Raw genomic sequence first — 13,402 nt, forward strand, 5'->3', positions numbered from 1 at the left:
GCTTATTTAAATATAAAATCTAGGTAGCATTATTACACCAGCCATAGGTTCTTTCAGCAACAAAACCCTCTCTGTTATGTTCTTAATGTAATAATATATCCTAATTCAAATCAAAGTATATTCAAAATATAACTAAATGTCAATATAATTCAACACTTATTTCATTTTTCTAGCTTGGCGGCGTGCAATCCGACGCTTTTGTTGTTCATCTTTTTTAATCCGACGTTGAATTTTTTTCTTATATCCCGGTTTACGCTTAGCCTTTTGCTTTTTAACAAAACCGCGTAGTTTAGGGTCCATTGCATCTTTTTTTGTACGACGTTTTTCACGACGGTTACGATCATATGAATCAACAATTTCACCATCTTTATATGCTTTAGGTTCAAAAGTAATCCCCATACTTTCTAACTCTTCAATTAAAACATCTTCACTTGGTTCATATAATGTAATTGCGGTTCCTTGCATCCCATTTCTACCAGTACGACCTACACGGTGAACAAAAAATTCTAAATCGTCAGGAATATCATCATTAATAACATGTGATACCCCTTCAATATCAATTCCACGAGCAGCTAAATCTGTCGCTACGACAAATTGATAATCTAATTTTTGGATTCCCTTCATAACTCGCTTACGTTCACGTGGTTGAATCCCCCCATGAATTTTAGCAACTTTTAATCCTTGGGCACGTAAAAATTGTGTCAATTGATCTACACGTTCTTTAGTATTGGCAAAAATTAACGCTAAATATGGTTCCCCAATTGTTAATAAATTGTATATTAATTGATTTTTATCTCTACCTTTTGTTGAAATTAACCAATTATCGATTGTAGGACTGATAATTGATTTATTTTCAATAACTTGAATTTCTGGATTAGCCATATATTTACGTAAGAATGGCTTTAATTTTTCTGGAATAGTTGCAGAAAAGACCAGCATTTGTAAATCTTGTGGTAAAGATGATGCAATTTGATCAGTTTCATTTAAAAAACCTAAATCTAATGTCATATCTGCTTCATCAACAACTAAAAATTTTACATAACGAGGATCAAGAGCATTTTCCTTGATTAAATCTAAAATACGTCCTGGAGTTCCAATTACTAATTGGGGTTGATGATTTTTAACCTTTTCAATTTGGCGTTGCTTGTCAGTCCCCCCAACACAATTTTGCATCCAAACTTTCTTATCAGCAAATTTAGCAATTTGCTTAGCATCTTCATAAATTTGATATGCCAATTCACGACTAGGTGTTGTAATAATAACTTGTAAATTTTCATTATCTAAATCTAATTTTTGAAAAATAGGAAGTAAAAATGCATGGGTCTTCCCACTCCCTGTTTGTGATTGCCCTACAACACTTTTTCCTTTTAATACTAGCGGGATAATTTTTTCTTGAACTTTTGTCGGTTCAATGAAATTTTTTTCCTTCAAAGCTTCATTGATATACCCAACAAAGTTGTAATCTGCAAATTTTTTCATTTTAATTAATTACCTCGTTTATAATTTTTTGCAATTTCATCTAATTCAGCCACAAATTCAGGAATTTGTTGACTGTCATCAATTTTGGCTCCACTTGCTAATGGATGACCGCCACCATCATATTTCTTTGCTAATTCATTGATAATAGGTGCTTTAGAGCGAATTCGAAGACGATAACTGCCATCTTTTTGTTCTACGAATACTGTCCAACAAAGAACCGTACTAATTTTACCCATTAACGGAACAATTGCAGCTGTACCAGCATCACCTAAATCAAATTGATCTAAAATTTCATTTGTTAATACAATATATGCTGCATCATTTGCAGTAACCTTCATATTTTCGTAGACGTACGCTGAAAGTCTAGCAACTGGTAAACTGATATCATCTAATTTTCGATTTATTGATGCTGAATCAATATGCGTCTCCATCAAAACAGCAACACATCTCATTGTGTTGGCCGTTGTAGCGTCATACATGAATCTTCCAGTATCTCCAACAATACCTGCATATAATTGTTCTGCTGCTCTTTTAGAAAGTTTTAATCCTGTTTGAATAACTAAATTAGTAATTATTTCAGATGAACTAGAAGCGTTTGTATCCACTAATGAAATATCTCCATAATGATCATCATCCGGATGATGGTCAATTTTTATTAAAAATTTTCCTTGATTATAGCGATCATCATCCACTCGAGGTCTATTAGCAGTATCAGTAACAATTATCAAGGCATTCTCAAATTCATCATCACTTATTTCAACATTTTCAGTAATCCAACTTAATCCGGGAGTATTATGCCCTACTTCATACACGGTTTTATTTTCAAAATTGTCTCTAATAATTGTGGCTAAGCCACCTTGAGAGCCAAAAGCGTCTGGATCAGGTCTTTGGTGACGGTGAATAATAATTGTATCAAATTCTTTAATTTTGTTAACTATTTGCTTATATATATCCATGGTATCCCCTTTTTATATTTTCTAATAACTAGTATACCGATTACTTTTAATAAAATAAAGGTCGAAAAACTATTAATAGCTTCTCGACCTAACATACATTTTAATCTTCTGCTGCATTCATCGCATCAATAATCATTGCTAATCGATCTCTTTGAATTTCAGCTTCTTGTTTCTTCTGATTATACATCTCTAAAAGATGACTTCCGCGTTCGGTATCGTTGATTTTATCACAAACATTTTCTAATTCAACAACTTTTTCATCTAAATTAATGAATTCTTCGGTAATGTCGAACTTATTGCCCATAATAAAAACCTCCTAGTAATTTATCAACTCAAATAATTTACCATGTTCCCACTCATTTGTGAATACATTCTATAACATTTTTATTTACATAATAGCAACAAAAACATTACTTTTTTATTACATAATATTTATTATATGATAAATTTTTGTTATTGAACTTCATAAAAAAAGATTGGCATTATGCCAATCTTTCATTAATTTACCATCCAATTTCAGATGAATTTGCAGGAGCCTTCAACTTGCCATTAGCATAATCATTAAAAGCTTGATGAATAATTTCAAATGCTTTTTCTAATTCTTCTTCAGTAATTACCAATGGTGGTTGATATCTTAAAATATTTCCGCGAAGGCTAATCATAATTGCCCCCAATTCAAAGATGCGATAAATAATCTTCGTTGTTGCTTCTACATCCGGTTTTTTTGTTTGGGGATCAATAATATCAATCCCACCATCTAACCCATACATCCGTACATCTCCGATAAAAGGATAGTTTTTTTGTTCTTGTTTGAAAAATTCTAAAGATTTTTGACCTAATTCACTAGATCTTTGCAATAGATTTTCTTCTTCAATTACTTCGATTGTCGCTAATGAACTTGCTGTCGTTACAGGATTACCTGCTGTTGTAAATAAATGTGCTGGTGCACCTAGCGAATCCATAATTTCAGCTCTACCGATAACGACACTCAACGGTAAGCCTGAAGCAACTGATTTTCCAACACTCATTAAATCAGGTTCAATTCCAAAATTTTCAATAGACCACCACTTACCAGTTCGGCCCATCCCTTGATTAATTTCGTCAACTGCAAATAAAATTCCGTTATCCTTTGCAAATTGATAGATTTTTTCCATAAATTTACTTGGTGTCTTTACAATTCCTCCATCACCTTGAATTGGTTCGATTAGAATTGCCGCAACTTCGTCAGCTGGTAAATATGTTTCAAACGGATGCATAAATTCTTCAAACATGCGATCAACATATTGATCATTTGTTTCATAATCCTTCTTTTTCCATGGATCAGGAAATGGTACTTTCACAATTCCTGGTAAAAGAGGTCCAATTTTGCGTGTCATATTCAAGCTAACTGAAGAAGCTGTAATTGAACCGTAAGTCGATCCATGATATGCACCTGTAAAAGTTACAATATATTGACGACCAGTATAACTTCTTGCAAATTTAATAATTGCATCATTTGCATCAGATCCCGAAGTTCCCCAAGCTAACTTTACAGGACCACTAATCGGTGCTAATTCAGTAAGTCTCTCAGCTAATTTTGCAGCTTTATCATTTGCAAAGTATGCTGGTGTATATTGAATAATTTTTTCCGCTTGATCCTTAATTGCTTGGACAACTTTTGGATGTGAATGACCGGTATTGGTTGCTGAAGCAGAAGATAATAAATCTATATATTCGTTACCTTCAACATCTTTGATTGTTGCACCTTTCCCCGATTCAATGACAATATCAAAATACTTAATTCTAGCTTCAGGAGCTAGCGCTTGTTCTTCTTTTTTAAGAATATCTAAATTCTTAGGCATAATCATCATCCCCTAATTACTATTCCTTATTTATTATCTTTATGACGTTTTTGTAATAAAGAATGGTTCATACCGTATACTAAGTATACTAAGACCCCAAATACAAACCAAATTAATGAATAAAGCTTAGCTTCGCTATTTAATCCCCAGAAAACTAAGAATGCGCCAATAAATGCTAATGCAGGCATTACTGGGTAAAATGGCATCTTAAATCCAGCTTCAGGTAAATCCTTACCTTCACGTGGACGCAAAGCATAAATACCAATTGATACAAACATAAATGCAATCAAAGTTCCTGCTGAAATTAATTGAGCTAATTGAGCGAAAGGAGCAAAAGCACCTAAAATAACAGCAATAATAGTTAAAACTAAAAGTGCATTATTAGGTAGGTTCTTATCGTTCAATTTTCCTAACCATGCTGGTAATAATCCGTCACGTCCAAATGAGTAAAGCAGACGTGAACCTGCCATCATCATACCAATTAAAGCAGTAAACATACCGAATACGGCAATTGCTTGCACAACTGACGCAATCACACCGTGGCCTGCACGACGTAATGCATACCCAACGGGTTCAGCATTTCCAGCATAATCAGAATAGTGGAACATCCCAACTAAAACTAAAGCTACAGAAACAAATAAGACTACAGCGATTAGTAATGATCCTAAAATACCACGTGGCATTGTCTTAGCAGGATTTTTAGCTTCTGCCGCATTTGCAGCGATTGAATCAAATCCAATATATGAAAGAAAAATCATTGAAACCCCTGCATAAATACCTTGCCAACCACCAAAATCAGTACCTGCTTTATGTTCTGGAATAAATGGAACATAGTTTTTCGTATGAATTGCAGTTAAACCAACAATAATAAATAATAAAATTGCTAAAACTTTTAAAATAACTAATGCATTTTCAACTCTCGCTGCTTCTGAGACCCCTCTTCCCACTAGAGCAGCAACTAATACAATCACGATTAGAGAAACTATATCAACAAATCCTCCATTTTGTCCAAATGTATTAGTTAATTGAGATGGTAATACAACCCCAACTGGTTCTAATAAGGCACGTAAGTTAGCACTGAATCCAGAACCAACAAACGCAACCGCGATGAAATATTCAGCTAATAAAGCCCATCCAGCTACCCAACCGAAAAATTCACCAAAAATAACACTAATCCATGAAAATGCTGATCCAGCAAATGGAAGTGCTGAAGACATTTCTGCATAAGCAAATGCAACCAATGCAGCAACTACGGCCGCTAATAGAAATGAAATTGAAACTGCAGGACCAGCATGATCAGCAGCAACAACCCCGGGTAATGTAAAGATTGAAGTAGATACAATTGTACCAACCCCTAATGCGATAAAATCTTTAACAGTTAAAACTTGTGCCATATGTGCATCTTTTTCCTGATACACACTTGCATCTTCTTTAATTGTTAAACGTTTAAAAAAACTTGCCATATCGTTTCTTCCTCTCTAAATTATTAAAAAAAGTATATCAAATCCTTAAGATACCGTCAATTTATATTATAAACGATATTTTTATTAATAAAATAAAAATGAGATCAAACATAAAATGTAAGATCTCATTTTACTCTTGAATATATTTTTACTTAAGGTTAAATTCATTTCTAAAAAATAAATAATACATAAAAATAAGTGGTGATAATAAGTAGTAAAAACTAACCTTCAAAAAGCTCCACATCAACGTAAGAAAATAACTTACACTCGTACTTTCTTCATCACTATTGGTTTGTTCTAATATAGTTTCTTTTACAGGTTGACTTCTTCTTAATCCACCTTCATTATTTTCATCAATAGCTGCGATTTTATCTTGGATATTATTTTTATCACTAACATAGTAAAAATAAATATATGGATAAAAAATAACATAATTTGAGATAAAAAAGTAACCTAAGACATACTTTAAATTTTCTTCATTACTTATAAATGTAATTAACATCGCAACTAAAAAGACTGGTAAGGATTTAAAAAGAGCTAAAATATAGTTCTTAAATACAATCATTAATCAATTCTTCTCCACTAACTATTTAGCAATAATAACATCACATTTTGCAGTCCGAACTACATAATCTGTAACCGAACCAACAAGCATTCTTTCAACTACGTTTAACCCAGTTGAACCCATGACAATTAATTGAATTTTATGATCGTTTACAAAATCATTTGCAATAATTGTTTTTGGAGAACCGTAACGAGCATGAACTGCAACATCATCAACGCCATTTTCCTTCACTGTGTTTTCAAGTTCATCTAAATATTCTTGCACATCTTCAAAAGTTTGATAAATTATATCCCCACTTAAATCCATAATTCCACCAAATGATGATGAAAATTGCTTCAAATCAATAACATTTAAAATATCTAAATGTCCACCATTTCTTTTCACAATATCAATAGCTTTCATTAAAGCCTTTTCAGCAGATTTTGATCCATCTACTGGTACAAGGATTTTTTCATATTTTTGTTCTGTCATAATTATCACACTCTCTTTCCTTGATTACAGTCTTATTATATCATTTTTAGTTATCATAAATTCAATTTTTACAAAATTTTTACAAAATAAAAAAGCCTTCCCTCCCTGAACGAAAGAAAGACTTTACTAAAATCTAAAGGGCCATGGTCCCTTCAAATTTTAATTTAATGTAGTTATTACTTGTTTACGTTAACTACTTCTTTGTCACCGTAAAAACCACAGCTTGGGCATACGTGGTGTGACTTACGTAATTCACCACAGTTAGGGCATGCGCTCATGCCAGGAACTTGTAACTTGTAGTGTGTACGACGTAATCTCTTGCGAGTTTTTGAAGTTCTACGTGCTGGTACTGCCATCTTGACTTAACCTCCCTTTTAAAACATTTAAAATTAAAGAATTCGTATAAAAAGTAATGCTACTCTTCGCTAAAAAAATCCTTTAATTTTGCAAATCTTGGATCTATAGTTTGTGTTCTGTTTTCCCGCTTGGAATCTTCTGTTAATACATCCCAATCATCTCCATTTGGTAATGGTTGGTCTGAAGAAGCTTCTTTCGCTGACAAAACTTGCATAGGAATTTGTAACAAGATATTATCTTCAATGACTTTGTTTAAATCTAAGATATCGTCTTCAAGAATGATGACAACATCTGTATTTTCAAACTCTGACATATCAGGTTGATGATGACTTAAATAATGTTCCGTTACATCAAAGTTTAACGTGATTTCAACCGGCTCAAACGAACGGGTTGATGGTAAAACCAAATCACAACTTACCTTATAGTATCCTAAAACACCAAGCTCATCAACAGAAAATAAACCATCAACTTTAACTGGTTTAACATCAATTAAATCAGGTCTAAGTTCTTTTAGATCTGAACTCAAATCAAGCGTTTCATTAAAACTTATTGGTTCAATACTCGCTTGATTAAGTTCTTTTAATGACCATTTCATGTTATATTCCTCCCAATGCAACAATCTTGATTATATCTTTATATTTCAACTTTGTCAATGTTTTTTCCTTGACACCTTTATTTTATCATTAGTGGAGCGCGCTTTAGATCTTGCTGTACCCCTGTTACTAAACTATACACTTTTCCAGTGCGATAATTTACGGCATATTTGCCGTCTTTATCATCCTGAGAAATTTTTGTATACATAGTATAATTTAATTGTTTTTTTGCAGTATTTAATACTTTTCTTCCTTTAGAAGTAAAACCTAAAAGACGATAAAATGGCACTTTTTCATACGCCTGTACTTCTGTTTTCTTTAAATCAATTAATATGCTACTTGCAATTCGGGTTAAGCGTGTATACGTAAAGCGTTTTGATTTTACTTTTTGAAGCCATGTTTCAAAAGTTGTTTCTTTAGGAAGTTCATTTGCATATTTAACTAGTCTATTTTCAATTCCTTCAACTACGCCTGAAATTTTTTTTAATTCATTTAAATCAGTTGTTATTAATTTATATCTTAAATATGGCCATAAATCTTCCCAGGATACCTTTTGTAAATTATCATAAGTTACATTTTGGGGTACATACTTTGCAATCGGCTCATCGCTTTGAAATAAAGCATGTCGGATTGCCGTTGCACTTGCTATTTCACCTTTATCTGGTAAAAAAGCATCATGATATTCTGCGTTAATTCTTTGAATCGGAACTAATTTAATCTTAGCCTTAAATTTTAAAACTGCCTTAGCATAAGATAAGCCTAACAAATCATTAGGATTAGTTAAATCGTGACCGATTTTTTCACTCACAGCATTTTGTATTTGCTTTGCAAATGAACTATCGTATTCCTTGAATTTTGACGTATCTAAATTTCTAATTTTTTGTGCATAATCTAGAAAATCATATTCTGAATGCTCTGCTCCAAAATAAAGTTCATCTACTCCAAAATCCATTAAAGTTCTAATTCCTGCTTCAGCAAATTTATCTGCAGATTGCAATGAACCTTCCACCGGTATTTCTAAAACAACATCTACTCCATTTTTTAATGCTACTTCAGTCCTAACCCACTTATCAAAAATCGCTGGTTCGCCGCGTTGAAGTAAGTTTCCACTCATAGCAACAACAAGCATTGCTTCTGGATTATTTTGCTTAACCTGTAAAATTTGGTGTAGATGCCCGTTATGAAATGGATTATATTCAGCAATTATTCCAATAACTTTCATCTAACAATCCTACTTTCTGCATTCAAAAAACCAACGTTCATCGTTTTTTTGAGCTTCCTTATTTCCAAAATCTGACGTAACGGTTACATTTTTAAAACCAGCTTTTTTTAAAGCTGCTTGATATTTTTCAATTGGATAAGTTCTTTCATGATGTAATTCTGATAACCGATTATATGTTCCAGCTTCATTTTTGATTAAAAAGGTTAAATCATGCTCCACACTATGCTCTTGATTTCCTTCATATGAGGTCCAAACAAATATTTGTTCATCATCTACATAGTTATACATATATCCTGGATAAACAATGTCCGTTTTAAATGGGCTTATTACATCAAATAAAAAAACTCCATTATCCAAAAGATGTTCATAAACTTGTTTAAACACTTCTTCAATTTGTTGAATATTTTCTAAATAACATAATGAATCAGCAAAACAAGTAATTACATCATACTTTTCAAGTTCACTTAAATCTAACATATTTCCTTGAATTAAATTTAAAGCTAACCCTTTGTTTCTAGCATGATAATCAGCAATCGATAACATCTCTTCTGATAAATCAAACCCTTCGACCCGGTATCCTTTTTCTAATAACTGTACAGTAAAACGCCCAGATCCACAGGCTAGATCTAAGACGTTACTTTCTTTATTAAATTTAAAATTCTGAAAATATTTTAACCAATTTTCATACATTTCGGAATCGAACAATTGATCATATAATTGAGCAAAAGTCGTATAAATCATTACTTAGTCCATTCCTCAATATTAACTAATGGAGCTTCAGACCATAATTTTTCTAAATTATAGAATTGACGTGTTTCTTCTTTAAATACATGAACCACAACGTCTTCTAAGTCAATAAGTACCCATGATGCCCCATCTTTTCCTTCGATATCACGAACATCTCCACCAGCTTCTAATACTTGTTCTCGAATTTCGTCTGAAATCGCTTTAACTTGACGTTCAGATCCCCCTTGAGTAATTACAAAATAATCAGCTAATAAGCTAATTCCTTGCACATCTAAAGCAACTGTATCTTCAGCACGCTTTGAATCTGCTGCTTTTACTACTAATTCTAAAAGTTGTTTACTATCCATACTTTTCTCCTTACTTTCCTGCAACCCATTGATTATAAGTTAAAATTGCCGCAGGATATATAACTTTATTATTTTCCATTAAAAATTGCAACGTATGTTTTGTTTCAAAAGAGACTGCCGCTTTTAAATTTTCGGCCGCAATTAGACGCGCTTCTTTTACGCCTGGAAAATCGCGTCCCTCTTCGATATAATCCGCAACATATACAATTTGGTCTAACGTTGTCATTTCAATATCACCAACAGTATGTCTTCTTACGGCATTTAAAATTTCTTCATCCTCAATCCCTAATTCAGTTTTGATAAATTCAGCGCCGACAACCCCGTGCCAAATAAAATTATTCCAATTTAACAAATCAGACGATAAATTAAATTTTAAAATTGCCTCTTTAAATTCTTGATCAGTGCGTTCTTTGGCATAATCATGAACTAACGCTGCAATACTAGCTTTTTCTAAACTATAGTTATTTTTTTGTGCTAAATCAATCGCACTTTTTTTCAACACCTAAAATATGTTGAAATCTCTTGGAACTCACAGCTTGTTTAATTTTTGAAATTAAATCTGCTCTTGTCCCTGAATAAATGTTACTTGTATAAACTATATTAGTCACGATAAAGTCCTTCTTTTTCTATAAATTTCTCAACTTTTTCATCAACTAAATATTTGATAGATACGCCATTTTTTACTTTTTTTCGAATTTTAGTTGAACTAATATCAATCATTGGAATATCCACCCACACAATTGGATAAATACTTTCTTTACGATATCCTAAGCGTTCAACTCCTACAAAATGAACTAAATTGATTAATTTATCAATTTGATACCAAGTATGAAGATAATCTACCATATCTCCACCGATAATAAAATAGTATTCATTTTCAGGATTCTTTTCTTTAAGTTCTTTAATTGTATCATAGGTATAACTCTTACCACCGCGAAGCAATTCGATGTTATCTACGTGGAAATTTGGATTACTTTGAGTACTTAATCTAGTCATTTCCAAGCGCATTTGCGCATTGATTGTCTTTTTTTGATTTGCGTGAGGCGGTACATTATCTGGAATAAACAATATTTCATCCAAATTAAGTTGACTTAGTACTTGTTGGGCAATTATCATATGCCCTAAATGGGGCGGATTAAATGTCCCTCCCATAATTCCAACTCTTTTTTTAGTATTTGTTACTTTGATTTGTGGTAAAGTTTTAACTTCTGGAATCTTAATTGTTTTCACGTTACCGATACCGGTCCTTAAATTGATTTTACTTCATCAGAAATTTGACGATGTTTTTGGCTACTTGAAACCTTAAATAATACTAAGACATTTCCGATGATTTGCACTACATTAATTGAACTATTTTCTTCAATAAACGCTTTAAGTTCATCAGTTTCAACAAGTGAGTTTTGCAAAATATTAACCTTAATCAATTCACGTCTATCAAGGGCCTTATCTACTTCTTCTAACCAAATTTCTGAAAATCCATCCTTTCCTACTTGAAAAATTGGATTTAAACCATGGGCTTTACTTCTCAAAAAACGCTTTTGCTTTCCTCTTAAATTCATTATTTTTCACCTCTCAATTTGCTTTATACCATTGCTCTTCTGACAACTACACTTACACCTTTTGGTGCCCAACCTGCAACAATCGTATTTTCTTTGACTGTAATCCATCCTAGTCCAGAAAATACAATGTCACTTTTTTCTGTAATTTTAAATTCAAATCGGACTAATTCTGGAAAATCATTCATTTCATCATTATATGGAGGTTGTAATAATCCACCTGCATGTTTTTCATAAAACTTATCTGCATTTTCAGTTTTTGTTCGATGCAACATTAAATCATTATCTAAATATGCTACAACGCCTGTTTTTCCACCTGAGATATAATCAAATCGAGCTAAGGCCCCCAAAAAAATAGTTTGGCCTTCATTTAGTTGATATACTTTTGGCTTAATTTCTTTTTTTGGACTAGCAAACTTCAATGATTTCCCTTTCAAGAAATGGGCCATTTGATAATTATGGATGATTCCTGGTGTATCAATTAAATTCTTATCATCATCAAAAGGAATCTCAATCTTATCTAAAGTTGTTCCTGGAAAGCGTGAAGTTGTAATTAATTCATTAATTCCAGTTTGTTGTTGAATTATTTTATTGATTAATGTTGACTTTCCAACATTAGTTACACCCACAACATAAACATCTCGGCCTTTGCGATATTTGTTAATCAAATCTAACAACTCATCAACTTCATAGCCTTTGCTAGCACTTGTAAGCATAACATCAACCGGACGTAATCCTTGTTTATTTGCCTCTTGTCTAAGCCAGTCTTTTACTTTACTTCGCTTAACTGACTTTGGTAGTAAATCGACTTTATTTCCAACTAATAGAATCTCATTATCCCCAACGAATCTATGTAACCCTGGAATAATTGATCCGTTAAAATCAAAAATATCAATTACATTCACAATTAAAGCGTCGGATGAGCCAATTTGATTTAATAATCTTAAAAAATCGTCATCTGTTAGGCTAACATCGGCAATTTCATTATAGTGGCGCAAGCGAAAACAACGTTGACAATATAATTCATCTGTTTCCAAACCTTTTTCAATTGCAGATTGAGGTGTATAACCTAGTTCATCTTTATTTTCACTTTGAATTTTTGATCCACAGCCGATACAAAATAATTCTTCGTTATTTTCCATTCTTTAATGATCGCTCCCAATTTTTTGATAATCTATTTTTTTTATATAAATGTTTCTTAATGATTCCTTCGATAAAACGATTAGGTTTAGTATTCCAAGCATCACTTTGAACAATTGGTTTTACCAAAATACTCCGAATTTTAGTATGATTTGCAGCCAAAACATCAGTCATCAGCTGGTCCCCAACTAAAATAACTTCATCTTTATTTAATTTATAGCGTTTCAATGCAACGTTAATCCCACGCCCCAGTGGCTTAAGCGCTCTAGACACAAAAGGAAGATCAAAAGACTCAACCGCCTTTTTCACTCGGTTATGATTATTATTTGAAACAACTACTACCGGAATTCCTTCGTTTTTCATCACTTCTAACCATTCTCGTAATTCAGGGGTCCCGTTAGGATTATTCCATGCAATCAAAGTATTATCTAAATCTGTTAGAATCACTTTAATTCCATTTTTTTTAATATCACTTGGAGTTAAATCATAAATTGATTCTAATTGCCAAGTAGGTATAAATCTTTTAAACATGTATAATCTACTCCTAAAATATCATAGTATTATTATAGCATATAAATAATATATGCTTGTCGTATAAGTAAATAAATCCAAATAAAATTGCATAAAAAAAAGACCGGGAAACCGATCTTTCTGTTTAAACAAAA

The 13,402-nt window shown here is 32.3% G+C and carries 16 protein-coding genes and 1 pseudogene; all 17 read right to left on the bottom strand.

From position 1 onward, the window contains the following. Window positions 1-156: 156 nt before the first annotated feature. On the bottom strand, window positions 157-1,479 hold the full coding sequence (locus JCM14209_RS01580) for a DEAD/DEAH box helicase (RefSeq protein ID WP_025021886.1): 1,323 nt from the start codon (window positions 1,477-1,479) through the stop codon (window positions 157-159). Window positions 1,480-1,484: 5 nt separating this feature from the next. After that, window positions 1,485-2,435, bottom strand: a complete 951-nt coding sequence (locus JCM14209_RS01585) for a DHH family phosphoesterase (RefSeq protein WP_025021887.1) — start codon at window positions 2,433-2,435, stop codon at window positions 1,485-1,487. A 100-nt stretch (window positions 2,436-2,535) separates the two neighbouring features. Then, complete coding sequence (locus JCM14209_RS01590; protein WP_025021888.1) at window positions 2,536-2,739, bottom strand: hypothetical protein; 204 nt, start codon at window positions 2,737-2,739, stop codon at window positions 2,536-2,538. A 199-nt stretch (window positions 2,740-2,938) separates the two neighbouring features. Next, window positions 2,939-4,276 (bottom strand): aspartate aminotransferase family protein, encoded by a 1,338-nt coding sequence (locus JCM14209_RS01595; protein ID WP_035519733.1) that lies wholly within the window; start codon window positions 4,274-4,276, stop codon window positions 2,939-2,941. Window positions 4,277-4,302: 26 nt separating this feature from the next. Further along, window positions 4,303-5,739 carry an APC family permease gene (locus tag JCM14209_RS01600; RefSeq protein WP_025021890.1) on the bottom strand — a complete coding sequence of 479 codons (1,437 nt, stop codon included), beginning with the start codon at window positions 5,737-5,739 and terminating at the stop codon, window positions 4,303-4,305. Window positions 5,740-5,887: 148 nt separating this feature from the next. Next, window positions 5,888-6,304: a hypothetical protein gene (locus tag JCM14209_RS01605; protein WP_025021891.1), complete on the bottom strand. Its 417-nt coding sequence runs from the start codon at window positions 6,302-6,304 to the stop codon at window positions 5,888-5,890. 21 nt (window positions 6,305-6,325) lie between these two features. Continuing rightward, window positions 6,326-6,775, bottom strand: a complete 450-nt coding sequence (locus JCM14209_RS01610) for a universal stress protein (RefSeq protein WP_025021892.1) — start codon at window positions 6,773-6,775, stop codon at window positions 6,326-6,328. Between the two features lie 176 nt (window positions 6,776-6,951). Beyond that, the gene (gene rpmF / locus JCM14209_RS01615) at window positions 6,952-7,131 is read right to left on the bottom strand and encodes a 50S ribosomal protein L32 (protein WP_025021893.1); all 180 of its coding nucleotides are present in this window, start codon (window positions 7,129-7,131) and stop codon (window positions 6,952-6,954) included. Between the two features lie 59 nt (window positions 7,132-7,190). After that, window positions 7,191-7,727 (bottom strand): YceD family protein, encoded by a 537-nt coding sequence (locus JCM14209_RS01620; protein WP_025021894.1) that lies wholly within the window; start codon window positions 7,725-7,727, stop codon window positions 7,191-7,193. 77 nt (window positions 7,728-7,804) lie between these two features. Further along, entirely contained in the window at window positions 7,805-8,947 is a 1,143-nt protein-coding gene (locus tag JCM14209_RS01625; RefSeq protein WP_025021895.1) for a nucleotidyltransferase, read from the bottom strand. A gap of 9 nt (window positions 8,948-8,956) precedes the next feature. Continuing rightward, the gene (locus tag JCM14209_RS01630; RefSeq protein ID WP_025021896.1) at window positions 8,957-9,688 is read right to left on the bottom strand and encodes a class I SAM-dependent DNA methyltransferase; all 732 of its coding nucleotides are present in this window, start codon (window positions 9,686-9,688) and stop codon (window positions 8,957-8,959) included. Next, window positions 9,688-10,041: a ribosome silencing factor gene (rsfS, locus tag JCM14209_RS01635; protein ID WP_025021897.1), complete on the bottom strand. Its 354-nt coding sequence runs from the start codon at window positions 10,039-10,041 to the stop codon at window positions 9,688-9,690. Before rsfS ends, JCM14209_RS01630 begins: the two co-directional genes overlap by 1 nt. A 10-nt stretch (window positions 10,042-10,051) precedes the next feature. Further along, window positions 10,052-10,649 (bottom strand): annotated as a pseudogene (gene yqeK, locus JCM14209_RS08765) (bis(5'-nucleosyl)-tetraphosphatase (symmetrical) YqeK). Next, complete coding sequence (locus JCM14209_RS01645; protein ID WP_025021898.1) at window positions 10,642-11,271, bottom strand: nicotinate-nucleotide adenylyltransferase; 630 nt, start codon at window positions 11,269-11,271, stop codon at window positions 10,642-10,644. The pseudogene yqeK and the gene JCM14209_RS01645 overlap by 8 nt, the downstream one beginning before the upstream one ends. A 17-nt stretch (window positions 11,272-11,288) precedes the next feature. After that, the gene (gene yhbY, locus JCM14209_RS01650) at window positions 11,289-11,600 is read right to left on the bottom strand and encodes a ribosome assembly RNA-binding protein YhbY (RefSeq protein WP_025021899.1); all 312 of its coding nucleotides are present in this window, start codon (window positions 11,598-11,600) and stop codon (window positions 11,289-11,291) included. A 23-nt stretch (window positions 11,601-11,623) separates the two neighbouring features. Continuing rightward, a complete protein-coding gene (gene yqeH / locus JCM14209_RS01655) occupies window positions 11,624-12,739 on the bottom strand; it encodes a ribosome biogenesis GTPase YqeH (RefSeq protein ID WP_025021900.1) in 1,116 nt (371 codons plus the stop codon). Then, window positions 12,729-13,268 carry a YqeG family HAD IIIA-type phosphatase gene (locus JCM14209_RS01660; protein ID WP_025021901.1) on the bottom strand — a complete coding sequence of 180 codons (540 nt, stop codon included), beginning with the start codon at window positions 13,266-13,268 and terminating at the stop codon, window positions 12,729-12,731. The genes yqeH and JCM14209_RS01660 overlap by 11 nt, the downstream gene beginning before the upstream one ends. Window positions 13,269-13,402 lie beyond the last annotated feature (134 nt).

The organism is Ligilactobacillus hayakitensis DSM 18933 = JCM 14209 (assembly GCF_000615845.1).
Classification (GTDB): Bacteria; Bacillota; Bacilli; order Lactobacillales; family Lactobacillaceae; genus Ligilactobacillus; species Ligilactobacillus hayakitensis.